Here is a 22,742-nt window from a genome sequence, read left to right on the forward strand (position 1 = left end):
CATGCTGCACATCTACGGCAATGCCTGGCTGGACGAGGACGACGTCGAGTTCACCATGATCCGCGCGCAGGGATCGGGCGGGCAGAACGTCAACAAGGTGTCGAGCGCGATCCATTTGCGCTTTGACATTCCGCGCTCGTCGCTGCCGGATGAACTCAAGGCAGCGCTGCTCGCGGCGAACGATCAGCGCATCACCAAGGAAGGGGTGGTGGTGATCAAGGCGCAGGCCTATCGCAGCCAGGACAAGAATCGCGACGACGCCCTGCAGCGGCTGGTAGGCCTGATCGCGTCGCACGCGGTGCCGGCCAAGCCACGCAAGCCGACCAAGCCCACGCGCGGATCGCAGCAGCGCCGCTTGCAGCGCAAGGTGTTGCGGGGAGAGATCAAGCGCAACCGCGGCAAGGTAACGGACTGACCCGGATCCGTCGTCACGGCCGATAGCCCTAAGCGCACAGGCCGACGTGCAGGATATCGCCGGCGATCAGGTCCGGTAGGCGCCGTGCAGGTCGAGCGCGGCCCAGCCTTCGGGGCCGATGTTGCGCAGCGTCTCGATATTCTTTTCGTAAATGACGTCGGCTTCAGGGAAGCTGTCGACCGCCTTGTCCACGCTTTCTTCGCGCAGCAGATGCAGCGTGGGGTAGGGCGCGCGATTGCTGTAGTTCTCGATGTCGTCCGGGCCCGTATCCGCGAACTGATAGTCGGGATGGAAGCTTGCGACCTGGATGATGCCGCCCAGGTCCAGTTCTTCGACCGCCGCATCGGCAATGTCCAGAAAGTCGTTGTAATCCGCAAAGTCATTCAGCACCCACGGATGGATCAGCAGGGTCGTGTCGATCGTTTCCGGCGATGCCTGTGCGATCTCTTCCAGCGCCCGTGCCAGATCGGCCAGCAGCGCTTCTTCGTCGCGCGCGTCACTCACGATATAGCGGATCTGGTCCTTGACATGCACGGCCTTGGCAAACGGACAGAGATTCAGGCCGATGACGGCCTTTTCGATCCACGCGCGTGTGTCCGCAACGGCGGTTTCGTGGGAAGGGCCATTGCCGGTTTCGGGAAAAGAGGACATAGAAATTTCCATTCGATAAATAAGGTGGCACCATGCGGCATGCCGGCCGTGAGCGCGACGGTTCGTTGCGAACGCAAGGTGCTTGCGGCTCCCGTCAGGCCACCGTCACCGCGCCGTGCGACACCGCGTGCTGTTCGGGTTCGATGTGGATGGTGACGGAGCTGTCAATGACGGCGTGGCTGAGCGCGTCTTCAATGCGATCGCAGATGTCATGGGCGTCGGCCACGGTCATCTCGCCCGGCGTCACCAGATTGAATTCGATAAAGGTGATGTTGCCCGACCGGCGCGTCCGCACGGCATTGGCCTGGATCGCACCCGTGGCATGGGCCGCGATCACCGACGCGATGGTGGCCTGCACGTCGGGCGCAACGGCTTCGTCCATCAGCCCGCCGACCGACTCGCGCATCAGCTTCCAGCCCGACCACAGGATGTTGACGGCCACCAGCGCGGCAATGACCGAGTCGAGCTTGGCCCAGCCGGTCCAGGCCACCAGCGCCACACCGATCACGACGCCGATCGATGACACCACGTCGGTCCACAGATGGTGGGCATCGGCCACCAGTGCGGGCGAACGCCAGCGGCGGCCGAAACGGAACAGCACCAGGCTCCATATGCCATTCAGCACGCCCGCCCCGACGTTGATGGCCAGGCCCAGGGCCGGCGCCTGCAGGGGCGCGGGCGCCATGAACCCTTGCCACGCCTCCTTCAGTATCAGCAGGGCGGCGACCAGGATCAGCGCGGCCTCGAGCACGGCCGACAGGTACTCGGCCTTCTGGTGGCCGTAGGGATGGTTGGCGTCGGCCGGCATGGCGCTGACCGATACGGCGGCCAGCGTTGCGATCGCCGTCGCCACGTTGATGATGCTTTCGAGCGCGTCGGAATACAGCGCGACGCTGCCCGTCAGCACATAGGCCAGATACTTGAGGCCAAGGACGGCGACCCCGACGACGATGGTGCCGACCGCCAGGCGAGACGCAGGCGTCATGACCGTGCGTCCGGAACGGACGCTGGCAGGGGCGCGCATCGATCACAAGCGCATTGCGCCAGAGGACAGGAGGTGGGCATAAAAGGTTACAGGGCAGCCGGGATAAGCGGGATTCTAGCCCGTAGAATCGGCGGACCGCCCGCGACGGCGCCCTTTGTGGATGATGCATGAGCCCCTCCCGTCAGGACCTGACGACCGGTCCGATCGGCAGTACGCTGCTGAAATTCTCGCTGCCCGTGCTGGGCGGCAACGTGTTGCAGTCACTGAACGCGTCCGTGAATGCGGTCTGGGTCGGCCACTACCTGGGCGAAGCCGCGCTGACCGCCACATCCAATGCCAACATCATCCTGTTCTTCCTGCTGGGCGTGGTGTTCGGGGTAGGCATGGCCACGACGATCCTGGTGGGGCAATCGGTGGGCCGCAAGGACATTGCGCAGGCGCGCTGCATCGTGGGAACGGGATCGGTCTTCTTTATTGTGCTGTCGGTGATCGCAGCCGTGCTTGGCTATGTGTTCACACCGGCCATCTTCCTTGCAATGGGCACGCCGATCGAAGCGCAACCGCTGGCCATCAGCTATCTGCGCGTCATCTTCATTGCATTGCCGTTCATGTTCTTTTTCAGCTTCGTGATGATGGCCCTGCGCGGCGCGGGCGACTCGCGCACGCCGTTCTACTTCATGGCGCTGTCGGTACTGCTCGACCTCGTGCTCAATCCGGTCTTCATCTTTGGCGTAGGGCCGTTGCCAGCGCTGGGCATCGCGGGGTCCGCGCTGGCCACGCTGATTGCGCAACTGCTCAGCCTGCTCGCCATGCTGGTGTTTTTGGTCAAACGCGGCCACTTCCTGCTGCCGACGCGCAGGGAATTGAGCGTGTTCAAGCCCAAGCCGGCCTTGCTGCGCACCCTGGTGGCGAAGGGCCTGCCCATGGGCTTGCAGATGGTGGTGATCTCGTCATCGGCCATCGTCATGATCAGCCTGGTCAACACCTACGGCACGGACACCACCGCGGCGTATGGCGTTGCGTCGCAACTCTGGACCTATGTGCAGATGCCGGCGCTCGCACTGGGGGCGGGCGTGTCGTCCATGGCTGCGCAGAACGTGGGCGCGGGCCTGTGGAACCGGGTGGATCGTATCGCCACGGTCGGGGTAGGACTGAATCTGGTGCTGACCGGCGCGCTGGCCGGGGTGCTGTATGTGTTCAACCGCCACTCGCTTGGCATCTTCCTGCCCGAGGGCACGCAGGCGATCGCGATCGCGCAGCACATCAATCTGATCGTGGTGTGGTCCTTCGTGGCGTTCGGGGTCACCATCGTGGTGTTCGGCGTGGTCCGCGCCACGGGCGCCGTCTATGCGCCGTTGATCATCCTGTTCGTTTCGATCTGGCTGATCCGCCTGCCGGTGGCCAGCCTGTTGCAGGAACGCTTTGGAGCGGACGCGATCTGGTGGAGCTTCCCCTTGGGCGCGATGGTGTCGCTCGTCCTGGCGGCGGGGTATTACCGGTTTGGCGGATGGCGCCAGTCGCGCATGACGGTGGGCGCACCGGCGCCCGACAAAACGACGCCGGTCGCCCAGGCGCCCGAAACCGGCATGGGCATGCCCGCGGCGGCGCCGGCCGTGCCGCGTCAGCACTAGGACAGGGAAGGTATGCGGTGCCTGGCGCCAAATACGGCGCGCCAGGCACCCGGCACCTGGAGCGGGCGCCTAGCGGGCGCCGCTAAGCCCCGGAAACAGGCCGCCCAGGTCGGGCATCTGGAATGATCCGGCTGGCAGGTCGAAGCGAGCCGCGGCCGGGGTGGTGCCGTTCAGGGAATTGATCTCGATCCGGTTGCCGAAACGCAGGAGACCCAGGCCGTCCCGCTGGATGCGGGCCACCAGATCGTCCGCACCGGGCGGGATGATCGTGCCGGACGCCGCCGCCAGCGTCTTGCCGAAGTGCACCGCCGCCGACGTGAATTCATTGGCGCGTGCGTCCCTCGCCAGAACGAGGTCTTCGGTGCGCGTGCGGCGCTGGCCGTCTTCGTACGTCAGCTTGTAGACGGTGCCCGTGATCCCGGCCACTGTTTCCTTGGCCGAGGTCGGCGTCAGTGACACCACGCTGTTGACCTGCTCGATGGCGGCGGTCGGACTCGGCATCATGTTGCCCGCCATGCGCATCAGGTCCTTGGCTTCCATCACCACCGTGCGTCCCTGGATCTTCGCGATGTTGTAGACCTTTCCGTCTCGCGCGATCATGTAGGCGCCCGGCTGATTGGGCGAGGTCACCCGCAGCCGCGATGTCCCCACGAATTCGACCGTGGCAGTCAGTTGCTTGCCCTGTTCATCGCGCGCGGTCAGATTCGCGGTGCCACCGGCGTAGACACAGGCAGGCGCCAGCATTGCGGCAAGAATCCAGGTACGACCAATCATGCAAGCTTCCTTCGCCACAATGCGGCAGATGCGGCCGCGGGCTAGGCGCCTGCGGCCTGAGGGGGAGACGACGCCGGATGGAATTCACCGGTCGCCGGGTCGCGCACCAGCAATAGGCCGGTGGCGACGCCAAAGTACGCGCCGTGCAACTGCAGCTGGCCGCGTTCGACCAGGATCCGCACGCACGGAAACGTCATCAGGTTATTGAGGCTGTGCTCGACCACCGCAAGTTCCATCTGCATCAGATATTTGCCGGGGTTGTCGCCGATCGGGCCCAATCGTTCGGCCACCGGAGCGATCTGGCTCATCCACTTGCCGATGAAGTCGCCGGGCGACAGCGCGGCTGCGTTCTTGGCCACGGCCTGAATGCCGCCGCAATGGGCGTGGCCCAGCACGACGATGTGCTTGACACGCAGCGACTGCACCGCAAATTCGAGCGCGGCGCTGGTGCCGTGGTAGGTCTCGCGGTCATCTTCGTAAGGCGGCACCAGGTTGGCCACGTTGCGAACCACGAACAGTTCGCCTGGCGACGCATCGAAGATCACTTCGGGCGCGACACGCGAGTCGCAACAGCCGATCACCATGACTTCGGGGGTCTGGCCACGTTCGGCCAATGTGCGGTAACGGGCGCTTTCATCGCTGAAGCGGCCGTCAAGAAAATTCCGGTATCCGTCGGAGAGTCGTGTAGGGAACATGGGGGCACCTGTCTTCGCCGTTCCAGAACGGGAACGGATGGCGAATGATATCAGCCGCCCTGGGTCCGGGACGGCAAGGGCAGGTCAGCGCTGCGCGCGCAGATCGACCAGGGCCTGGGAAAGCAGGTGCAGCGGATCTTCCGACGCGGCCACGGCCACTCCGTCCACCGTCAGCACCAGAATGGCGCCCGGCAGTTCGATCAGGTCGATCGAATTGGGGGCAATCGCGACGCCGGCTTTTGGAGCGATCATCTTCAAGGTGCGCATCAGCGCGTCGAGATCGTCGTGGTCGTAATTGGGATGGAAACCGCGGAACCGATCGAGCAATTCGTCTTTGAGCCGGTCCACGGACCGTTGCAACGCCACTTCCACGCCATACACCTGTGCGCTTAGCAGGCCGTTTTCATCGGCCGTAACCAGTAGCGCGGTGGAAGGAAGGTCCGGACGGACGCCAAACAGGGCGGTCTGCAACTGAGCTTCAGCGACGAGGCGCCGGTCGCCGGTCGACTGGGGTATGGGCATGGCAAGACTTCCAGTTCGAAGGGACGAGTTCAGGATAGTCGGATGCCCCTTGGTGAGGGGTTACAGCAGGGTTGCGGGCATTTCCGGGTATGACAGGGAAACACGCTGCCGCAACCCCGTTGTTCCCATGGACTTTACCGAGCAGCCATGCGGGTTTGTGCTAAGGTAGCGCGCACCGCTGGGCTGCGCGCCCGGCGGCCAACGTTCTCGGGGCGGGGTGCGATTCCCCACCGGCGGTAATGGCGTCGCATCCTTGATGTGCGCCTAGCCCGCGAGCGCCCGCCACCCTGGTGGGGTCAGCAGATTTCGGTGCGATTCCGAAGCCGACGGTACAGTCCGGATGAAAGAGAGCGGGACCCATGCACCTTGCCGCGCCTGCGCGCCCGGCCGCTGCGTGGGCCATCCCGTTTGCCTCGACTTTTTCCTGAATGGAGAGTCGGAAGTGGGTCTTGCCAATACCAAATCATCTCCTGGCGCTGCCGCGCCGGGCCGCATCGCGTTCGTCCAGGCCTGCTGGCATCGCGAGATCGTCGACCAGAGTCGCGACGCGTTCATCGAAGAGATGGGCCGTCTTGGGTACGCCCGCGATGCCATCGATTGTTTCGAAGTCCCGGGCGCTTTCGAAATTCCCCTGCATGCGAAGCGCCTGGCTGGAACCGGGGCATATGCCGGCATCGTGGCGGCCGGCCTGGTCGTGGACGGCGGCATCTATCGGCACGAATTCGTCGCGCATGCCGTCATTGACGGCCTGATGCGCGTTCAGCTGGACACCGGCGTGCCGGTGTTCTCGGCCGTGCTGACGCCGCATCATTTCCACTCGCACGGCGAACATCACGACTTCTTCCATACGCATTTCCTGATCAAGGGCAGGGAAGTCGCCCAGGCTTGTGCCACCACGGTGGCTGCCCTGGCCGCGCTGCCCGCGTAACGCGCCTGACATTTCCGGAACGTTGGCGTATGCTCACGCCTTCGTTCCAATCGTGTCTTTTTGTTACGCGCCTTGTCATGAATCGGTTACTGAGTCTGTTGGTGCTGGGGTGGGTCCTTGGCGCGTTGCCGCCGGCAAGCGCCGATGTCGTCGGCGAAGCACGAGAAGCCTGCGCCACCACCCGCGACGTCAGTCTCGTCATCGTCAATCTTCGCGACCAGGGTTGGGCGGCCCAGCGCGTCGTCGACGCCGTGCTGGATGTCTCCAAGGTGGCGGACCCCGACACGCGCGCGTGGTTCCTCGGCCTGGTGCGGGATGCCTACGACAATCGCGTGAGCACGCAAGACGTCGAAACCGAATACCAGGCCTGCCTGAAAGTGCCGCCCGCCACCTCACGCCTGCAGATCTGACGCGTCAGGTTCCCAGGGCGTTCAGGCGCCGCCCGCGGCCAGCGCCTGCCGGCGTTCAGTCAGCGCGCCGGCCTGCGTAACGCTTACGCGCCGTTCACGGCTCGCCACGCCCTGCGCCAACTGATCGATGGCATCCTCCAGCCGCACGCGAACCTCGTCCGCGAACACATACCCCTTGTTGGCATTGCGCACCAATTGTGCTTCGGTCGCGAACACCGTGCTGAGGATGTGCCGCGCGCCCAGCGCGGAAAGCACCGGCTTCAAGGCGTAATCGACGGCAAGAAAGTGCGCGGCCGACCCTCCCGTTGCCACTGGCAGGATCAGCTTGTCGTGAAAGGCGGTCTGGGGCAACAGATCGAGCAGGGCCTTCAAGACGCCGCTGTACGCCGCTTTGTAGATGGGCGTTCCAATGATGACGGCGTCTGCCCGCTGCACCTGGTTGACGAAGTCAACGATAGCCGGACTGTCGAAGCGCGCGTGCAGCAGATCATGGGCAGGAATGTCGCGCACGTCCAGCGAGCGCGTATCGATGCCAAGGTCGTGCAGACGCGACGCCAGGGTGGCGACCAGGAAGGTGGAGCGGGAGTCGGCGGAAGGACTTCCGGAAATCGTCAGAATGGTCATCACGCCGCCTTTGCCGGGTTGACGTCCTGGGCCAGCAGGCGCCGCGCGGCGGCCAATGGTTCCGGCGTTATCCAATCGTCGATCGAAAAGTCCCGCTGGATGAAGCCGTGTGCGAGCAGGAAGTCTTTTCGGACACGCAAGGCATCCACCAGGTCGGGACGCAGGCTGGGTTCCAGGTTGTCGAACAACGCGTCGTCGAAGGCGTCGGGCACCCACTCTTCGACCACCGACACCTCGGCCGCAATGATCCGCGTTGCCTCCTGCTGGTGGGCGCGCGCCCAGGCGGCTGCGCGCAGGACCTGCGCCAGGTAGCGGGCAACCAGGTCAGGATGCTCGCGCACCAGCGCGCCGCTGACCGTCAGCACATTGGGCGTGCCGTTGTTGATCGCAACTTTCTGGTCCGGGTGATGATTGATATCGGCAACTACATGCGCGCCCAGGCAGGCCTGGAGCGACGGCCCCGAGGCGCCATAGTTGTAGATCGCATCGACTTCGCCGCGGATCAGCGCGAAGGTTTCGGCCCGCGCCGACGCCGCAGCCTGCCGCGCGTCGAACAGGGGTCCGTTCGCGGATGCGGACACGTTGCCGATGTAGGGGGCCTCCACGGGCAAGTCGACGAAAGTTACGTCATGGGCACCGAGGCCTTCGGCCGCAAGCGCCTGCAGATAGCCTTGCAATGCCGAGGCGCGCCAGAAGTCGATCTTTTCGTTCACGCGGCGCGGAAGGGCGAGCCGCCTGCCTTTCAGATCCGCGACCGAGGCGATGCCCGAATCGGGCAAGGACAGGATGGACTGGTATTGCGGCAGCCACGTCAGCCCGACCACCACGACGTCCTGCCCTTGCGAACGCGACCAGATGGGCGGCGCATTGCCGCCCTGGCGGAAGGAATTGACCTGGCGGTGATCGAAGTGCGACTCGCGCAGAGCGCGGTCGGGCGACGCCCGCAACGACGACACGGTAATGCCGTCGGGCGCGAATTCGGCGTCGATCCAGCCGTGATGGATGGCAATGCCCGAGGCGGTAGGAACGGGGCAGCGGGTGTACCAGAGACGGTCGATGGACATGAAGGCAGCTCCGGTTCAGTCGATGTGGATGTCGTGCGAGCGGATCACTTTTTCCCAGCTCGTGATGGAGTCGTTGATGACCTTGCCAAAGTCGGCTGGGGATCCGCCCACCGTGTCGAAGGCCTGCGCCAGCAGCTTGGCCTTGACGTCGGGATCGTTCAGCATGGCATTCAGTTCGGCGTTCAGGCGGTCGACGATCGGCTTGGGTGTCCCGCCTGGCACGACGAAGCCCTGCCAGGAATCGAACTTGAAGTCGGGCAGCCCCTGTTCGACAAAGGTCGGAACGTCGGGCAGTGCGGCCGAGCGTGTGCCGGTGGACACGCCCAGTGCGCGCAGCTTGCCTTCCTTGATGAAGGGCAGGGCCGGCGCGATCGTCACGATGATGCCGTCCGCATGTCTGCCCAGCACGTCGGTCAGCGCCGGCTGCGCGCTGCGGTACACGACTGGCTTGACCTGGATCGCGGCCTGGCTTTGCAGCAGCAGCACACCCAACTGGCCGGTGGTGCCGATGGCGGGCGATGCCAGGCCATACCTGTCGGGCGCCGCCTTGGCGAGCTGAATGAATTCCTGCACGCTGCGGGCTGGCACATCCGGGTGCACCGCAAAGACCTGCGGCGACGAAATGGCGTGGATGACGGGCGCGAAGCTGGTGCGCGCATCGAAGGGCAGGTTGCGGAACAGCGTCTGATTGATCGAGATACTGTCGGTCGCAACGAACAGGGTGTAGCCATCGGCTGGCGAACGTGCAACGTGGGTGGCGGCGATGTTGCCTGCGCCCCCTGGGCGGTTGTCCACGCTGACGGGCTGGCCGACGCGCGCGCTCAACGCCTTGGCGACGATGCGCGCCAGGATGTCGGGGCTGCCGCCTGGCGCCGCCGAGACGACGATCTGCAACGGTTTGGAAGGAAACGCATCCGCGGCAATGGCGGGCATGGCAAGGGCCGGCGCGAACAGCGCGAGGGTGAACGTGCGGAGCAACACGGGACGGGAGAAGCGGAGCATGGCGAGACAGAGCAGGGGTGAAGGTCGGCCAACCATACCGATGATCCCCGCGCGCGAGAACGAATAAGATCGGCTGTCGATATGCGCCGGATGCGTAACGGCGGCCGTGTCTGCGGCATGACCTTAGAGCCAGGCAATCGTTCGTGCGCAGCCCGCCCTGTGCAATGATCGTGATGATCGAATCCATCTGCCCAACGCCGCGCTGGCCGCCGGGGACATCGAAGCCAACGCCTTTCAGCATCTGCCTTTTCTTGAGAACCAGGTGAAGGCGCGGGGTTTCAAGATCGCGTCGGCGGGGCTGACCGTCACGGCACCGCTGGCGTTCTATTCACGCAAGGTCAAGTCGCTGGACGCGCTGTCCGACGGCGCGCGCGTGGGCATCCAGAACGATCCGTCCAACGGGAACCGCGCTTTGCAGTTGCTTGCCGCGAAGGGGGTGATCGGGTTGACGGCCGCTGCCATCGCAGGCAACGCCGCCACGCCGCGCGATGTGACGAGCAATCGCCCGAAGTCAAAGCGTATATCGTCAAGACCTTCCAGGGGTCGCTGATCCCGGCGTTCTAGGTCGCCTAGAGAGCGATTCGCGCGCCCCGCGATCCGCATATCGATACACGAATCGGATCGTTGCCGCCGGTCCGGGCGCGCGCCACCATGGCGATCGTTCCCAGGTGCGCACTCATGACTCTTTCTGCCATTGCCGTCGGTGACGGCGTTACCGCCTTGTCGGGCCCGGCGCTTGCGCTCGGCGCGGCCGACCGCCGATTGCGGTCGGCCCTTGTTGAAGCCGTGCACTCCTTGCACGATCGCAAGGCGCTGGATTTCGGCGGCGCGGCCAATGCCAGCGTGCGGCTGGTGGACCGCCCCGGGTGTGTCCTGGTCACTTCACGCGGCCTGCCGCGAGACCTGGGCGACGACGACTTCGGCATCGTCACGCTGGGCGGTGAATTCGTGGGCGGCAAGCTCGGCAAGGGCATCCGGTCGGTCATCGCGATGCACACCCATGCCTACCGCCGCGAAGGCGTCAACGCGGCGATCCACACGCATTCCCCTTATGCCACCGTATTTGCCGTCGCGCACCAGCCGATCCCGGCAGGCCATTACGAGCCCCTGGTGAACCGCGGCCAGCGCGTCGACGTGCCCGTGAGCCGCTACGGCAATCGCAATTCGGGCGAGATGGTGGGCGAACTCGACCGGGTGCTTGCTGACCATCCCGACACCCGCGCGGTGCTGCTTGCCAATCATGGGCTGCTGGTGTTTGACGAAGACATCCGCAAGGCAGCCGATCTTGTCGTGACGATAGATGAAGCCGCCGCGCTGTTCCTGCGTGCCCGCGCGCTGGGCGGATCGCGCCCCATCGATCGCTGATTTTTTTTCAGGACCCCATTGTGGATATTCTTTGGTACATCGTCGGCAAAGACGGCCGCTTCCCTTGGGACCCTTCGTGGTCCCGCCCCGTGGATCTGGGCTACCTGAAGGCCCTGGCCGCCACGCTGGATGCGCGCAATTATTCGGGCGCGCTGCTGGCCACGTCGCCCACGGGCGGACTGGACCCCTTCCTGACGGCTGCCTCGCTGGCCGAAGTCACGCGGCGCATGCGCTTTCTGGTGGCGATCCACCCGTCGATTTTTACGCCCACGCAACTGGTCAAGCTGTCGACCACGCTGGACCAGAATTCGGGCGGGCGGCTGCTGCTCAATATCGTCAACGGCCACACCAGCTTCGCGGCGGCGGGCATCCACCTGGACCACGATGCGCGCTATCGCCGCTGCGATGAATTCCTGACGGTCTACCGCCGCCTGATGGCGGGGGAGACCGTGGACTTCGATGGCGAATACCTGAACATCCAGGGCGCAAAGGCCGAGTTCCCGTCGATTCAGCGTCCGCATCCGCCACTGTGGTTCGGCGGGTCGTCGGACATTGCCATGGAGATCGCGGCCAAGCATGTCGACAAGTACCTGACCTGGGGCGAGCCGCCCCCCAGACGGCCGCCACGATTGCCGATGTCCGGGCGCGCGCGGCGCGGTACGGCCGGCAGCAGACGATAGGGTTCGGCATTCGCCTGAATCTGATCGTTCGCGACACCGACGACGAAGCCTGGGCGGCGGCGCAGGAGATGCTCGATAGCGCCAGTGACGCCACGATCGCCCGGGTGCAGGCCAACAACACGAAGCAGGATGCGGTCGGGCAGGACCGGCAGACTGCCTTGCACGGCGGCGTGCGGCCCCAGCGCGCCCGCGACCTCGAGGTGTATCCCAACATCTGGTCAGGGTTCGGCCTGCTGCGCCACGGACCCGGCATTGCGGTCGTGGGCAGCCCCCGATCGGTTGCGGACCGGTTGATCGAATACCACCGTCTTGGTGTCGAGTCCTTCATCGTTTCGGGCAATCCGCTGCTTGAAGAGGCGCATCGTTTTGCGGACCAGGTGATGCCCTTGCTGCCGCTGGACGAGGCCTGGACTTCCGGGCAGCGCGCGCCGATGCCTTATGAATGGCCCGCGGCCGCCCCTTCCGCTACCCCTGCGGCGACCCCCGCCCATACCCTGCAGACCTCTGCAGCATCGCTGGCCTCGGCTGGGTAACACGTTCCTCTTCCTGGACATTTCCATGCATTTGCGTACAGCGTTTCCTTCGTTCCAATCCCGACGTCAGCTCTTGAAAACCCTGCGGGCCGGCATGGTGGCGGCGGCCTTGGGGCCGTTGCTGGGCCTGTTGGCCACGGGCGCCCACGCACAGGTCCCCGCGCCTGTGACCTTGCGGCTAGGTGCGCCGGTGGGCGCCGTGGCGGGCATCAAGACCGCCATCGAAGAAGGATTTTTGCACGCGAGGGCATCACCATTTCGCTGGTGACGCTGGCGGGTGGGCCGAACATCCTGGCGGCCACGGTAGGCGGATCGCTGGAGGTCGGGTACGCCGATCTCTTTGCGTGGGTGGGCGCGCTGGACAACGGTTTCGATCTGACGATGCTGCAGTCCGCCAATGGCCGAGGCAATTCGGACTACCTGATCGCCGGTCCCAATACCGGCATCCAGTCGCCCAAGGATCTGAAGGGCAAGAAGATCGGCGTGGCCGCCCATGCACAGTCCAAGCTGCGCGTAGGCCTGTATCTGGAACGTTTTGGCCTGTCGGCCAAGGACATCCAGTTCGTGGTCATGAATCAGCGCGACACAGTGGGCGCCGCGCTGTCGAGCGGGCAGCTCGATGCGTCGATTGCGGCGGATCCGGATGTGGCGCAATGGGAGCATCAATACAAGGTGCGGCCACTGGAAGGACGTCCGTGGGAACAGATACCCGCTGCCACCACGACCGCGGGCTTTTTCGTGACCAAGGCCTGGGCGGCAAAGAACCCGGAACTGGCGGTGCGTTTCGTGCGCGCGGCCCGCGCGGGTGCGGCACGGTACAACGCCTATTCGGCTGAGCAGAAGGCGGGTATCTCGCTTAAGTACGACAAAGTCGATCTGTTCAAGCTGGAAAAGGAAGTGCCCGGCGTGATAAAGCGGATGGACGACGCCAATGCCGCGCAGTCGGGCCCCACCGATATCGCGGCGACGAATGGATGGATCGCAATCGCGCAGAAGCATGGCGTGGTCAAGAAGGCCATCGACATCACGCCGCTGCTGTATCCCACGGCAACGGCCGACACCCTGTAAGCGCGAGGCCGTATCCATGACACAAGCGCACCTTCAGCAGCCGGCCGCGTGGCCCACGACGCCGACGCCAACCATCGCTTCGCGCGCGGACGGCATTCACGTCAATGGCGTGGAAGTGACCTACGACGGCAAGCGCGGACCGGTGCGCGCGTTGTCCGGGGTGTCGCTGTCGATTGCACCCGGCGACTTCGTGGCGGTGGTTGGCCGTTCCGGATCGGGCAAGTCGACCTTGCTGCGCGTGTTGGGCGGGCTCATCCGCCCATCGTCTGGCCGCGTGACGCTGGACGGCGTGGCCGTGGAGGGGCCGCCGCGGCAGGCGCGTTTTGTCGCTCAGGACTACACACAATCCCTGTTGCCGTGGCTGACCGTTGAAGACAACGTGCGCTTTGGCAGCCGGCATGCGGTAGCCGCGCGTCCGTCGGTCCGGCAGGCCGCAGACGAGGGCGCGGGGGGCGCGGGTGGCACGGGTGGCGCGGGCGGCACGGGCCCCTCCATCAGCGAGCTGCTGGATCTGGTAGGGCTGACCCACGCGCGCACACGCTATCCGCGCGAGCTTTCCGGTGGCATGCAGCAGCGGGTGGCCATCGCGCGGGCGCTGGCGTCCCGCCCCGACATCCTGCTGCTGGATGAGGCGTTCGGGTCGGTCGACGCGCTGAGCCGGGCCACTTTGCAGGACATGGTGCTGGCCCTGTGGTCGGCGCTGGGCTTTACCGCCATTCTGGTGACGCATGACATCGATGAGGCGATCTATCTGGCCAACCGTGTCGTGGTCATGGACGAGGGCGGCAAAGGTATTGCCGCGGACGTCGCCATCGATCTGCCGCGCCCGCGCCTGCAGGTCGAAACCCGCGAGCAACCTCGCTATCTCGACTATCGCCGCGAGTTGCTGCGCCGCGTGCTCGCACCCACTCAAGAGGCCGCCTGATCATGAGCAGTACGCCAATGCCACCCAGCTTCGAGTCCGCGGTCGCGGCAGGCATGCTCGACACGCACGAGCTGCCCGGCAAAGTCGTTCCCGACCGGTATGGTTCCGGGCAGACGTCCCGCCGTGTGTCTCGCCCGGTGCGCAAGCTGTCCTTCTTCCATCGGCGCGCCTTCGGCTGGCTGACATTGCTGGCGCTGGTCGTGGTGTGGGAAGTGCTAGCGGCGGTCCATCCGTCGCCCGGCATGCCTGCGCCGACCCGCATTGCCACCGTGTGGTGGGAAGAGGTGACGCAGGGCGCGCTTCTGACGCAACTGGGCGATACCTTGCAGTCGATGGCGTATGGCTACGGCATTGCCGCCTGCCTGGGCATCACGCTTGGCGTGCTGATGGCGCGTGTGCGGGTGGTGTATGCCCTGTTCGAACCGCTGGTGGAAATGATCCGGCCGGTGCCGACCATCATTTTCATTCCGGTCATCATTCTGTACGTCGGGCTGGGCCGTGAAATGAATGTGCTGGCCATCGTGCTCAGCGCGACCGAACCCATTCTGATCGCGGCGTTCTCGGGTGCGCGCGCGGTGTCTGCGGCCTTGCGGGATACGGCGGCCACGTTCGGTCTGACGTCGTGGCAGGCGCTGCGCGAGATCGTGCTGCCGGCCGCCGCGCCGCAGATCTTCGTTGGCCTGCGGCTGGCGCTGGCAAGTTCATTGGTCCTGGCGATCGCATCGGGCATGATCGCCGGCAATTCCGGGATCGGCTTCTACATCCTGACGGCGCAGCAGACCCTGGATATAGCGCGCATGTACGCCGGCGCCTTTACGGTCGCGGCCGTCGGCTATGCGCTGAATTTCGGTTTCCTGGCGCTGGAACGCCGGCTGCTGCACTGGCACGCCGCGCACGACCGGCCCGCCACCACCTGACGCATCGATCGATTGACTTCACCGCATCAAGGACGCGCATGTCTGCCTTGCCCGCATCTTCCCTGACCGGCTTGCCTGAGGGAACGCGCCCGCGCGCCGACCCGCCCGCCAAGCTCTGGTACACCCGCTGTGCTGTGCCAACGGCCAGCGGTATCGCTTACGACCAAGGCTGGCTGTCCAGCCTGTATGCCAACGAGGGAGTCGAGATCGGCATCCTTCAGGACGCGCCGCTGGACATTGCGCGCCACCATTACGACCACGACCTGCCGGGCCTGATCCGCGAAGGCGGAAATGTGCCTGCGATCGTCGCCCGGGCGGCCGGCGCGCCCACCCGGCTCGTGGGCCTGACCTGGATCGATGAGCGGCAGGCGATCGTTGTCAGGGACAACGACCCGCAACGCGGCGCCAGCCTGAAAGGAAGACGCATGGCCGTGCCAGGCTGGGCCGCCGAGCGCCACGCCAGCCACCAGCGGGCGATGGCGCTGGCGGGCTTCGCGTCGGCGCTGGCGCATCAAGGACTGTCGCTGGATGACGTCGTGCACGTCGACCTGCCGGTGGGGGCCACCATCCCCCGGGACATCTGCGCAAGCGCGGACCCAAGGGCGAGTGGGCGGGCGTACATGCCGTCGCCGACGGACGTGCGGACGCGGCCTACATCAAGGGGGCTGCGGCCATCGAGGCGGCGCGCGCTGCGGGCCTGGTGGTCGAGGTCGAACTCGATCAATTGCCCGATCGCCGCTTCCGGGTCAACAACGGCACCCCGCGGCCCCTGACCGTGCACGAAGACCTGCTGCAACGCCGGCCGGAATGGGTGATCGGATTCCTTGCGCAGACCTTGCGCGCCGCCGCGTGGGCTACCGACCATCCGGCAGACGTCCGCGCGATCCTGGCGCGCGAAACCGGCGCGGGGGACGAAGGCGTCGCCGCCGCATACGGACCGGACTTTCATGCAACGCTGGCCCCGGATCTGTCGCGCGAACGGCTGGACCTGCTTGCGATACAGGTGGATTTCCTTGCCCGCCAGGGGTTCGTCGATACGCCCTTCAATGTGGATGGCTGGGCGGAGCACGGCATTCTGGCGCGGGCGCTTGCCTTGGCCTAGGCCTCCTGCATGGCCGCCTGCCGCACGGCCCCGATCTGCGGCACCAGCACCATCACCATCAGCCCGGCGGCACCCACCAGAAAAGCCAGGCTGAGCGGCATGGTCAGAAACACGGTCGGGTCGCCGTCCGACAGCCGCATCGACCGCCGGAAGTGTTCTTCGATCAAGGGGCCCAGCACGAAGCCGAGCACCAGCGGCGCGGGTTCGCAATCCAGCTTCTTGAACCCGTAGCCCAGCACCGCGAACAGGGCCAGCGACCAGACTTCGAACGTGCTTGTGCTGACGGCGTAGCCGCCGATGCAGCAGAACACCAGAATGGCCGGAAAGAGGGCGCGGTAGGGCACCTTCAACAGACGTATCCACAGCCCGATCAGCGGCAGGTTCAGCACCACCAGCATCAGGTTGCCGACCCACATGCTGGCGGTCAGTCCCCAGAAGAGTTCGGGCCTTTCGGTCATCACTTGCGGCCCGGGGGTAATGCCTTGCACCATCAGCGCGCCCAGAATGACCGCCATGACCGGGCCACCGGGAATGCCCAGGGTGAGCAGCGGAATGAACGACGTCTGCGCGCCCGCGTTGTTGGCCGATTCCGGGGCCGCCACACCGCGGATGTCACCGTCGCCAAAATGCGTGGGTGTCCGCGCGACCTTCTTTTCCAGTGAGTACGCACTGAAGGAAGCGAGCAGCGCGCCTCCGCCCGGCAGCACGCCCAGCACCGACCCGAGCGAGGTCCCGCGCAGAATGGCGCCGACTGACATGGCCAGTTCATGGCGCGTCGGCAGGATGCGGCCTACCTTGTCTACGCGTAGGGTGCGATGTTCGGGATGGGCCAGGTTGGCCGCGACTTCGGCGATGCCGAACAGCCCCATGGTGACGGCGACGAAGCTGATGCCGTCGGCCAGTTCCGGCACGCCGCCCAGCGTGAAGCGCTCGACACCGGAGTTGACGTCGGTCCCGACCAGGCCGAGCAGCAGCCCCAGCACGACCATGCACAGGGCATTGAGCAATGACCCATGGGCAAGGACGACTGCCGTGACCACGCCCAGCACCATCAATGAAAAATATTCCTGCGCGCGGAAGGTCAGCGCAACTTGCGCGAGCATGGGCGAACACACCGCGATCACCATGGTCGACACGCAGCCGGCGAAGAAGGAACCGATGGCGGCAATGCCCAGGGCGGCGCCCGCGCGGCCCTGCTGCGCCATCTTGTAGCCGTCGATCGCGGTCACCACGGACGACGCTTCGCCCGGAATGTTCACCAGGATCGCCGTCGTCGAGCCGCCATACTGCGCGCCGTAGTAGATGCCGGCAAGCATGATGATGGAAGACGTGGGTTCGAGCGTGAGGCTGAAGGGCATCAGCATGGCGACGGTGGCGACCGGGCCGAGTCCCGGCAGCACGCCGACCAATGTGCCGAGCAGCACGCCGCAGAAGCAGTACAGAAGATTGACGGGATCGAGCGCGGCGCCCATCCCCATGGCGATGCCGCCGAAAACGTCGGTCATGGTTGGTCCGGCATCAAGGCACGGCAGGAGTAGCGGAAGGGAAAAGCGCAGGCCACAGCGGCGCGGAAACGCCCAGCCCCCACACGAAAACGGCGGCCGCCAGCACGGACAGCCCGGCTGCCAGCACCACGGCGTCGCGCACGCGGAAGGCGTCGCCCGCCTGGGTGCTAACCAGGACCAGCACGGCCGTGGCCAGCACCAGTCCAAGGGGCATGAGCAGGGCCGCGAACAGCACGACCGCAAGCACGATCACCGCAAGGGGGCGCAGACGGCCCAGAGCAAGCGGCGTGGCGCTTGGGCCAAGGCCGCGTGCCGCCGATGCCAAGCCCAGCACGATCAGCAGGGCGGAAAGCGCCCCCGGCACGAAAGCCGGACCCATGCGTTCCGGCGTGCCGATGCGGTACTGGCCCGAATACACCAGGAACGCCAGGCCAAGCACGGTGAACAGCGCGCCCGCCCAGAATTCGCGGGTAGCAACCAGCCGGCGAAAAGTGGTTGACATCGTCAATCAGTCGGGACGGATGTTGGCTTTGCGCACGATGGCTTCGTTGCGGGCGGCTTCGGCCTTGACGGCGGCGCCAAAGGTGCCGAAGGTCGCGCCACCGGGTTCGGCGCCCAGGTTTTCGAGCTGTCCCTTGACGGACGGATCGGCCAGGGCGACGGCAAAATCGGCGGCCAGTTTCTGCTGAATGGCGGCGGGTGTGCCGGCCTTCACATATAGGCCGGTCCACACCGACGCCAGTGCGGCGTTCTTGTAGCCTTGCTCGGCCAGGGTGGGCCAGTCGGGCAGGCTGGCGAGCCGCTGGGTGCCCGTCACGCCGAGCACGCGCAGCGTGCCTGCCTTGACGTAGGGCAGCGCCGACGAGATGGCCATGGCGCCAAGGACCACTTCGCCGCCTGCGGCGGCCACCGACGCCGGTCCGCCGCCTTTGTACGGCACGTGCTTGAGCGAGATGCCAGCTTCATCCGAAAACAGTTCGACCGCCAGGTGCGGGTTGGATCCATTGCCCGCGGTCGAGTAGCTGATCTTGCCTGGCGCTGCCTTGGCAGCCGTGATCACGTCGTTCAGGGTCTTGTACGGCGAGTTGGCATGGATCGCCAGCACGATGGGGTTGAGCGTGGTCTGGAAAACCGGAACGAAGTCCTTGTCGTAGCTGTACGGCAGGTCATCGCGCACGAAGGGGCTGATCGTGATTTCGCTCGCAGCCACCATTTGCAGGGTGTAGCCGTCGGCCGGGGCGCGAGCGACCACGCCTGACGCAATAATGCCGCCGCCGCCAGGACGGTTCTCGACCTGCACCTGCTGGCCCCATAGTGTGGACAGACGCTGCGCGAAGACACGCGCGGCCACGTCGGCCACGCCGCCAGCCGACCAGCCGACGACGATCTTGACGGGTTTGGTGGGATAGGTGACGGCGCCTTGAGCATGGACGAAGCTGCTTATAAATGGAGACAGCGCGGCGGCCAGCGTCGCCAGCAGGAGAGGGTGTCGCATGGGATTCCTTGGGTGGCCCGATACACATCAGTGGCCCCGCGCAACCTGGTCATGACGGCGCAGCAGGGTTGGGCAGGGCGGGACAGGGATGGTAGCCAGCGACAGCCGGCTGCCAGAAGGAATCGATTTGTGCTTGCTTATGCGTTTTCTGTTGCAGCAATCAGGTGCGGTACGCCGGGGCCTCGTCTTCGAGCAGGCGCAGGGTGGCCTGCCAGTCACGCTGATTGGCGTCGGGATAGCCCAGGGCCTCATGTTCGCTTGCGGCAGCTTCGGCAGCAGCGTCGTCGATGATGATCAGATTGTCCCGGCCAGCGGACAATGCGGCGACCTGCGCGCGACATGACGCTTCAAAGAAGTGGTGCTTCAGGAACGCCTCCGGGATCGTGCGCCCGCCGATCAGCACCCCATGGTTGCGCAAGACCAGGACCAGCTTGTCGCCGATCGCCTTGCGCATGGCGTCGCGGGTGTCGATATGAAATTCGAAGCCGTTGAAGTCGTAGTAGCCGACCCGGTTGAAGAAGCGCACGGAATGCTGCGTCAGCGGCAACAGGCCCCATGTCTGCACGCTGACTGCCATGTTCGCGGGGGTATGGGTGTGGAACACGGTGGCCAGGTCGGGGCGGCTGGCCATCAGGCCTCCATGGATCACCAGCCCACCGCGGCTGACCTTGCCCTCGCCCGACAGCTTGGTGCCGCTCAGGTCGTACTTGAGCAACGACGACGCGGTCACTTCATTGAAGAACAGGTGTTCGCTTTTGATCAGGAAGTGATCAGGCTGGTCCGGCACCCGCGCCGACAGATGGTTGTAGGTCAGGTCGGTGATGCCGGCAAGCGCAAGCGCCCGGTAAGCCGCCGCCAGTTCCACCCGTGTCCGCCACTCGGCATCGCTGGCGTGGGGCGCCCGGGGCTCGAAGGGAATGTCAGTAAGGGTTGCGGTAGTCATGGCGGTCTGCCGAAAAAGTTTCCAGCATGCTACCCAGCTCGGCCAGCCGGGCTAACGACGGAATGCGTGCTTGCTTATGCGTTTCATGAAGCCTTGGACGCGAGTCGTCATCCGGTCCCGACGGCACCGCTGCCCATGCATGGTGTCCATGCCGCTGTGTATGCATATGCGAAATGCTTCGTTCGCGATCCTGGCGCCTCGGCTGACCATGCATGGCTTGCCCAGTCCAACCCGCCCATCCCGGCAACAGGAGCATGACGTGGCCCAAGCTCATTCGAAACTTGCGGCGGCGCCGACCGCCGTGCCGCCCCTGCGCGAGCGCGTGTCCGAAGCCGAATGGCAAGCCCGCGTCGATCTGGCCGCCTGCTATCGCCTGGCCGTGCAGTTTCGCTGGACCGATCACATCTACACCCATTTTTCGGCGCGCGTGCCCGGCGACGAAGACCATTTTCTGATCAACCCCTTTGGCTATACCTTTGAGGAAGTGACCGCCTCGAACCTGGTCAAGGTCGATCTCGACGGGAACGTCATCACCGACATCACGGGCGTGGGCATCAACCACGCCGGCTACATCATCCACAGCGCCATCCACGCCGGCAAGCCCGAGTACACCTGCGTGCTGCACACGCATACGCCAGCGGGCATCGCCGTATCGGCGCAGCGGGACGGGTTGCTCATGCTGTCGCAGCACGCCGCCCGGTTCTTCAACCGCGTGGGCTATCACGCGTACGAAGGTTTTGCCGTCGATGTGGACGAACGCGAACGCCTGGTCAAAGACCTTGGCAACCATCGTGTGATGGTGCTGCGCAATCACGGCCTGCTGGCGGCAGGAACCAGCATTCCGGAAGCGTTCCAGGAACTGCACTTCATCGAGCGCGCATGCGCGGCGCAATTGGCGGCGCAGTCGTCGGGCGCCCCTTTGTTGATCATTCCGGACCCGCAGGCCGAAGAGGCGGCGCAGTTCATCGAGGGCAGCCGGCACAGCGGCCGTATCGAGCGCCATTGGAATGCGCTGATCCGGCAACTGGATCGCGAGACGAACGACTACCGTCAGTAAGCCTGCACAGTGGGTGCTCCGGGTGGGAACCCGCAGATCCTGCCTTGGCTGCTACCTGCGCGGCAGGCCCAGATTGCCGCGCAGCGTGGTGGATGCGTAGTCGCGGTGGAACAGGCCGCGGTCCTGCAGGATAGGGATCACCAGATCGATGAAGTCCTGGAATGCGCCGGGAAAGTAGGGCGCCATGATGTTGAAGCCGTCGGCGGCGCCTTGGGTGAACCACTGCTCGAGTTCGTCGGCAATCCGGCTGGGCGATCCGACGATCAGGTGGTGACCATTGCTTGCCGCGGTGTGGCGATACAGTTCGCGCAGCGTCAGCCGCCTGCGCCGCGCCATCGACGACAACAGTTCGATCCGGCTGCGAAAGCCGTTGGTTTCGGGCAGGTCATCGGGTAGCGGATCGTCTGGATGCAAGGCCGACAGGTCCACGCCGAACCGGTGGCTCAATTGCGCCACGGAGTTGTTGGTATCAATCAACGATTGCAGATGCTCGTAGCGGTCCTGCGCCTCGGCGTCGGTCCGGCCGACGATAGGCATGACACCGGGAAGCACAAACACATGGGCGGGCGACCGGCCCTGCAGCGCAATGCCTTGCTTGATCCCCGAGTAGAACGCTTGCGCGGGCTGCAGTTCGGATTGCGCGGTGAAGATGATGTCGGCAATGCGGCTGGCAAGCGCCTGCCCCGGGCCGGACGACCCCGCCTGGATCATGACGGGGTGCCCTTGCGGCGGACGTGACATGTTGAGCGGCCCGGCCACATCAAAAAGTTCGCCGTGGTGGTCCAGCGCGCGCAGCCTGGATGCATCGACATAGGTGCCCGTCGCCTTGTCGCGCACCAGCGCACCGTCATCCCAGGTGTCCCACAGGCCACGTACCACGTCGACGAATTCTTGGGCGCGCGCGTAGCGCGCTTCGGGGCCGGGTGCGCGTCCATGCCAAAGTTGGCGGCGTCGTGCGTGCTGGCCGATGTGACCACATTCCACCCGGCGCGGCCGCGGCTGATGTGGTCGAGCGAGGCGAACTGCCGTGCGATATGGAAGGGCTGGCCGTAGGTCGTGCTGGCCGTTGCGGCAAGGCCGATGTGTCGCGTGCGCACGGCCACCGCGCTCAGTAGCGTGAGCGGTTCGAGCCGCGCAAGCATCGACGGAGGCGTTTTCGCAGACGCGCTCAGGCCGTCACCCAGAAACGCCAGGTGAAACTTTGCGCGTTCCGCGCGCCGACAGATGTCGGTCAGGAAGTCGATGTCCTCGGTATCGGACACGGCGTCGGGATGGCGCCAGCCAGCCACGTGATAGCCGGCGGCGTGAAGGAAGAGGCCCAGCACCATGGAACGTGGCGCCCGGGGCGTATCGAAGGGGGCGGATGAAGAAGCGGCGGACATGCGCGATTGTGTTCGCCGGGCCCCGTGTCGAGGAAGGAATGTTCTCGTGCTTGCTTATGCGCGGGATGT

The 22,742-nt window shown here is 65.4% G+C and carries 25 protein-coding genes, 3 pseudogenes and 1 riboswitch; of the genes and pseudogenes, 14 read left to right on the plus strand and 14 right to left on the minus strand.

What is annotated here, in order from left to right; all coding sequences use genetic code 11:
- Position 1: 1 nt before the first annotated feature.
- Positions 2 to 415: an alternative ribosome rescue aminoacyl-tRNA hydrolase ArfB gene (gene arfB / locus ACNANG_RS23785; RefSeq protein WP_420225091.1), complete on the plus strand. Its 414-nt coding sequence runs from the start codon at positions 2 to 4 to the stop codon at positions 413 to 415.
- Between the two features lie 66 nt (positions 416 to 481).
- On the opposite strand, the gene ACNANG_RS23790 is transcribed toward arfB, so the two are convergent.
- The gene (locus ACNANG_RS23790) at positions 482 to 1,066 is read right to left on the minus strand and encodes a DUF1415 domain-containing protein (RefSeq protein ID WP_420225092.1); all 585 of its coding nucleotides are present in this window, start codon (positions 1,064 to 1,066) and stop codon (positions 482 to 484) included.
- A 94-nt stretch (positions 1,067 to 1,160) separates the two neighbouring features.
- On the minus strand, positions 1,161 to 2,051 hold the full coding sequence (locus tag ACNANG_RS23795) for a cation diffusion facilitator family transporter (protein ID WP_420225093.1): 891 nt from the start codon (positions 2,049 to 2,051) through the stop codon (positions 1,161 to 1,163).
- A 167-nt stretch (positions 2,052 to 2,218) separates the two neighbouring features.
- Between ACNANG_RS23795 and ACNANG_RS23800 the strand changes: the two genes are divergently transcribed.
- Entirely contained in the window at positions 2,219 to 3,682 is a 1,464-nt protein-coding gene (locus ACNANG_RS23800) for an MATE family efflux transporter (RefSeq protein ID WP_420225094.1), read from the plus strand.
- A gap of 69 nt (positions 3,683 to 3,751) precedes the next feature.
- On the opposite strand, the gene ACNANG_RS23805 is transcribed toward ACNANG_RS23800, so the two are convergent.
- The 3 genes from ACNANG_RS23805 to ACNANG_RS23815 all read right to left on the minus strand — a co-directional run bounded on the left by ACNANG_RS23805 (position 3,752) and on the right by ACNANG_RS23815 (position 5,673).
- Positions 3,752 to 4,456, minus strand: coding sequence for a hypothetical protein (locus tag ACNANG_RS23805; protein ID WP_420225095.1), 705 nt, complete (start codon positions 4,454 to 4,456; stop codon positions 3,752 to 3,754).
- Between the two features lie 41 nt (positions 4,457 to 4,497).
- Complete coding sequence (locus ACNANG_RS23810) at positions 4,498 to 5,151, minus strand: carbonic anhydrase (protein ID WP_420225096.1); 654 nt, start codon at positions 5,149 to 5,151, stop codon at positions 4,498 to 4,500.
- Positions 5,152 to 5,235: 84 nt separating this feature from the next.
- Entirely contained in the window at positions 5,236 to 5,673 is a 438-nt protein-coding gene (locus tag ACNANG_RS23815; RefSeq protein WP_420225097.1) for a hypothetical protein, read from the minus strand.
- A 199-nt stretch (positions 5,674 to 5,872) separates the two neighbouring features.
- A riboswitch (FMN riboswitch) is annotated at positions 5,873 to 6,029 on the plus strand.
- 86 nt (positions 6,030 to 6,115) lie between these two features.
- On the opposite strand from ACNANG_RS23815, the gene ACNANG_RS23820 reads away from it, so the two are divergent.
- Positions 6,116 to 6,601: a 6,7-dimethyl-8-ribityllumazine synthase gene (locus ACNANG_RS23820; protein WP_420225098.1), complete on the plus strand. Its 486-nt coding sequence runs from the start codon at positions 6,116 to 6,118 to the stop codon at positions 6,599 to 6,601.
- A 77-nt stretch (positions 6,602 to 6,678) separates the two neighbouring features.
- Positions 6,679 to 7,011 (plus strand): hypothetical protein, encoded by a 333-nt coding sequence (locus tag ACNANG_RS23825; RefSeq protein ID WP_420225099.1) that lies wholly within the window; start codon positions 6,679 to 6,681, stop codon positions 7,009 to 7,011.
- A gap of 21 nt (positions 7,012 to 7,032) precedes the next feature.
- Here ACNANG_RS23825 and ssuE read toward each other — a convergent pair whose 3' ends face one another.
- Genes ssuE through ACNANG_RS23840 form a run of 3 tightly spaced genes read right to left on the minus strand, consistent with a single transcriptional unit; the run spans position 7,033 to position 9,701 of the window.
- The gene (ssuE, locus tag ACNANG_RS23830) at positions 7,033 to 7,635 is read right to left on the minus strand and encodes an NADPH-dependent FMN reductase (RefSeq protein WP_420225100.1); all 603 of its coding nucleotides are present in this window, start codon (positions 7,633 to 7,635) and stop codon (positions 7,033 to 7,035) included.
- A complete protein-coding gene (locus ACNANG_RS23835) occupies positions 7,635 to 8,699 on the minus strand; it encodes an ABC transporter substrate-binding protein (protein WP_420225101.1) in 1,065 nt (354 codons plus the stop codon). Before ACNANG_RS23835 ends, ssuE begins: the two co-directional genes overlap by 1 nt.
- A gap of 15 nt (positions 8,700 to 8,714) precedes the next feature.
- The gene (locus tag ACNANG_RS23840) at positions 8,715 to 9,701 is read right to left on the minus strand and encodes a Bug family tripartite tricarboxylate transporter substrate binding protein (protein WP_420225102.1); all 987 of its coding nucleotides are present in this window, start codon (positions 9,699 to 9,701) and stop codon (positions 8,715 to 8,717) included.
- Between the two features lie 190 nt (positions 9,702 to 9,891).
- Between ACNANG_RS23840 and ACNANG_RS23845 the strand changes: the two are divergent.
- The 9 genes and pseudogenes from ACNANG_RS23845 to ACNANG_RS23885 form a co-directional block, all read left to right on the plus strand.
- Positions 9,892 to 10,224, plus strand: a pseudogene (locus tag ACNANG_RS23845) (MetQ/NlpA family ABC transporter substrate-binding protein); the annotation flags it as partial.
- Positions 10,225 to 10,379: 155 nt separating this feature from the next.
- On the plus strand, positions 10,380 to 11,066 hold the full coding sequence (locus ACNANG_RS23850) for a class II aldolase/adducin family protein (RefSeq protein ID WP_420225103.1): 687 nt from the start codon (positions 10,380 to 10,382) through the stop codon (positions 11,064 to 11,066).
- A gap of 89 nt (positions 11,067 to 11,155) precedes the next feature.
- Positions 11,156 to 12,279, plus strand: a pseudogene (locus ACNANG_RS23855) (LLM class flavin-dependent oxidoreductase).
- 25 nt (positions 12,280 to 12,304) lie between these two features.
- Positions 12,305 to 12,547, plus strand: coding sequence for a hypothetical protein (locus ACNANG_RS23860; protein ID WP_420225104.1), 243 nt, complete (start codon positions 12,305 to 12,307; stop codon positions 12,545 to 12,547).
- Positions 12,544 to 13,347, plus strand: a complete 804-nt coding sequence (locus ACNANG_RS23865; protein ID WP_420225105.1) for an ABC transporter substrate-binding protein — start codon at positions 12,544 to 12,546, stop codon at positions 13,345 to 13,347. Before ACNANG_RS23860 ends, ACNANG_RS23865 begins: the two co-directional genes overlap by 4 nt.
- Before the next feature lie 16 nt (positions 13,348 to 13,363).
- Positions 13,364 to 14,272 carry an ABC transporter ATP-binding protein gene (locus ACNANG_RS23870; protein WP_420225106.1) on the plus strand — a complete coding sequence of 303 codons (909 nt, stop codon included), beginning with the start codon at positions 13,364 to 13,366 and terminating at the stop codon, positions 14,270 to 14,272.
- Positions 14,273 to 14,274: 2 nt separating this feature from the next.
- On the plus strand, positions 14,275 to 15,189 hold the full coding sequence (locus ACNANG_RS23875) for an ABC transporter permease (RefSeq protein WP_420225107.1): 915 nt from the start codon (positions 14,275 to 14,277) through the stop codon (positions 15,187 to 15,189).
- A 38-nt stretch (positions 15,190 to 15,227) separates the two neighbouring features.
- Positions 15,228 to 15,962 carry a hypothetical protein gene (locus tag ACNANG_RS23880; protein WP_420225108.1) on the plus strand — a complete coding sequence of 245 codons (735 nt, stop codon included), beginning with the start codon at positions 15,228 to 15,230 and terminating at the stop codon, positions 15,960 to 15,962.
- Positions 15,963 to 15,964: 2 nt separating this feature from the next.
- On the plus strand, positions 15,965 to 16,291 hold the full coding sequence (locus tag ACNANG_RS23885; protein WP_420225109.1) for a hypothetical protein: 327 nt from the start codon (positions 15,965 to 15,967) through the stop codon (positions 16,289 to 16,291).
- On the opposite strand, the gene ACNANG_RS23890 is transcribed toward ACNANG_RS23885, so the two are convergent.
- The 4 genes from ACNANG_RS23890 to ACNANG_RS23905 form a co-directional block, all read right to left on the minus strand.
- The gene (locus tag ACNANG_RS23890; protein ID WP_420225110.1) at positions 16,288 to 17,796 is read right to left on the minus strand and encodes a tripartite tricarboxylate transporter permease; all 1,509 of its coding nucleotides are present in this window, start codon (positions 17,794 to 17,796) and stop codon (positions 16,288 to 16,290) included. The genes ACNANG_RS23885 and ACNANG_RS23890 overlap by 4 nt on opposite strands.
- 13 nt (positions 17,797 to 17,809) lie before the next feature.
- Entirely contained in the window at positions 17,810 to 18,298 is a 489-nt protein-coding gene (locus tag ACNANG_RS23895) for a tripartite tricarboxylate transporter TctB family protein (RefSeq protein WP_420225111.1), read from the minus strand.
- 6 nt (positions 18,299 to 18,304) lie between these two features.
- On the minus strand, positions 18,305 to 19,291 hold the full coding sequence (locus tag ACNANG_RS23900) for a Bug family tripartite tricarboxylate transporter substrate binding protein (RefSeq protein ID WP_420225112.1): 987 nt from the start codon (positions 19,289 to 19,291) through the stop codon (positions 18,305 to 18,307).
- A gap of 160 nt (positions 19,292 to 19,451) precedes the next feature.
- A complete protein-coding gene (locus tag ACNANG_RS23905) occupies positions 19,452 to 20,234 on the minus strand; it encodes a class II aldolase/adducin family protein (protein ID WP_420225113.1) in 783 nt (260 codons plus the stop codon).
- Positions 20,235 to 20,493: 259 nt separating this feature from the next.
- On the opposite strand from ACNANG_RS23905, the gene ACNANG_RS23910 reads away from it, so the two are divergent.
- Positions 20,494 to 21,291 carry a class II aldolase/adducin family protein gene (locus ACNANG_RS23910; protein WP_420225114.1) on the plus strand — a complete coding sequence of 266 codons (798 nt, stop codon included), beginning with the start codon at positions 20,494 to 20,496 and terminating at the stop codon, positions 21,289 to 21,291.
- Positions 21,292 to 21,342: 51 nt separating this feature from the next.
- Here ACNANG_RS23910 and ACNANG_RS23915 read toward each other — a convergent pair whose 3' ends face one another.
- Both ACNANG_RS23915 and ACNANG_RS23920 read right to left on the minus strand, forming a co-directional pair.
- Entirely contained in the window at positions 21,343 to 22,275 is a 933-nt protein-coding gene (locus ACNANG_RS23915; RefSeq protein ID WP_420225115.1) for an NtaA/DmoA family FMN-dependent monooxygenase, read from the minus strand.
- Positions 22,257 to 22,673 (minus strand): annotated as a pseudogene (locus tag ACNANG_RS23920) (LLM class flavin-dependent oxidoreductase); the annotation flags it as partial. The gene ACNANG_RS23915 and the pseudogene ACNANG_RS23920, both read right to left, overlap by 19 nt.
- Between the last annotated feature and the right edge of the window lie 69 nt (positions 22,674 to 22,742).

The sequence above is a fragment of the Pigmentiphaga litoralis genome, assembly GCF_048632615.1.
GTDB lineage: Bacteria > Pseudomonadota > Gammaproteobacteria > Burkholderiales > Burkholderiaceae_B > Pigmentiphaga > Pigmentiphaga litoralis_B.

Bases quoted from the DNA above. Each gene is read 5' to 3' on its own strand.
- ACNANG_RS23860 (WP_420225104.1), top strand. From the start codon at position 12,305: ATGCATTTGCGTACAGCGTTTCCTTCGTTCCAATCCCGACGTCAGCTC.
- ACNANG_RS23875 (WP_420225107.1), top strand. From the start codon at position 14,275: ATGAGCAGTACGCCAATGCCACCCAGCTTCGAGTCCGCGGTCGCGGCA.
- ACNANG_RS23810 (WP_420225096.1), bottom strand. From the start codon at position 5,151: ATGTTCCCTACACGACTCTCCGACGGATACCGGAATTTTCTTGACGGC.
- ACNANG_RS23800 (WP_420225094.1), top strand. From the start codon at position 2,219: ATGAGCCCCTCCCGTCAGGACCTGACGACCGGTCCGATCGGCAGTACG.
- ACNANG_RS23850 (WP_420225103.1), top strand. From the start codon at position 10,380: ATGACTCTTTCTGCCATTGCCGTCGGTGACGGCGTTACCGCCTTGTCG.
- ACNANG_RS23815 (WP_420225097.1), bottom strand. From the start codon at position 5,673: ATGCCCATACCCCAGTCGACCGGCGACCGGCGCCTCGTCGCTGAAGCT.
- ACNANG_RS23905 (WP_420225113.1), bottom strand. From the start codon at position 20,234: ATGACTACCGCAACCCTTACTGACATTCCCTTCGAGCCCCGGGCGCCC.
- ACNANG_RS23825 (WP_420225099.1), top strand. From the start codon at position 6,679: ATGAATCGGTTACTGAGTCTGTTGGTGCTGGGGTGGGTCCTTGGCGCG.
- ACNANG_RS23805 (WP_420225095.1), bottom strand. From the start codon at position 4,456: ATGATTGGTCGTACCTGGATTCTTGCCGCAATGCTGGCGCCTGCCTGT.
- ACNANG_RS23900 (WP_420225112.1), bottom strand. From the start codon at position 19,291: ATGCGACACCCTCTCCTGCTGGCGACGCTGGCCGCCGCGCTGTCTCCA.
- ACNANG_RS23840 (WP_420225102.1), bottom strand. From the start codon at position 9,701: ATGCTCCGCTTCTCCCGTCCCGTGTTGCTCCGCACGTTCACCCTCGCG.
- ACNANG_RS23795 (WP_420225093.1), bottom strand. From the start codon at position 2,051: ATGACGCCTGCGTCTCGCCTGGCGGTCGGCACCATCGTCGTCGGGGTC.
- ssuE (WP_420225100.1), bottom strand. From the start codon at position 7,635: ATGACCATTCTGACGATTTCCGGAAGTCCTTCCGCCGACTCCCGCTCC.
- ACNANG_RS23835 (WP_420225101.1), bottom strand. From the start codon at position 8,699: ATGTCCATCGACCGTCTCTGGTACACCCGCTGCCCCGTTCCTACCGCC.
- arfB (WP_420225091.1), top strand. From the start codon at position 2: ATGCTGCACATCTACGGCAATGCCTGGCTGGACGAGGACGACGTCGAG.
- ACNANG_RS23790 (WP_420225092.1), bottom strand. From the start codon at position 1,066: ATGTCCTCTTTTCCCGAAACCGGCAATGGCCCTTCCCACGAAACCGCC.
- ACNANG_RS23895 (WP_420225111.1), bottom strand. From the start codon at position 18,298: ATGTCAACCACTTTTCGCCGGCTGGTTGCTACCCGCGAATTCTGGGCG.
- ACNANG_RS23890 (WP_420225110.1), bottom strand. From the start codon at position 17,796: ATGACCGACGTTTTCGGCGGCATCGCCATGGGGATGGGCGCCGCGCTC.
- ACNANG_RS23880 (WP_420225108.1), top strand. From the start codon at position 15,228: ATGTCTGCCTTGCCCGCATCTTCCCTGACCGGCTTGCCTGAGGGAACG.
- ACNANG_RS23870 (WP_420225106.1), top strand. From the start codon at position 13,364: ATGACACAAGCGCACCTTCAGCAGCCGGCCGCGTGGCCCACGACGCCG.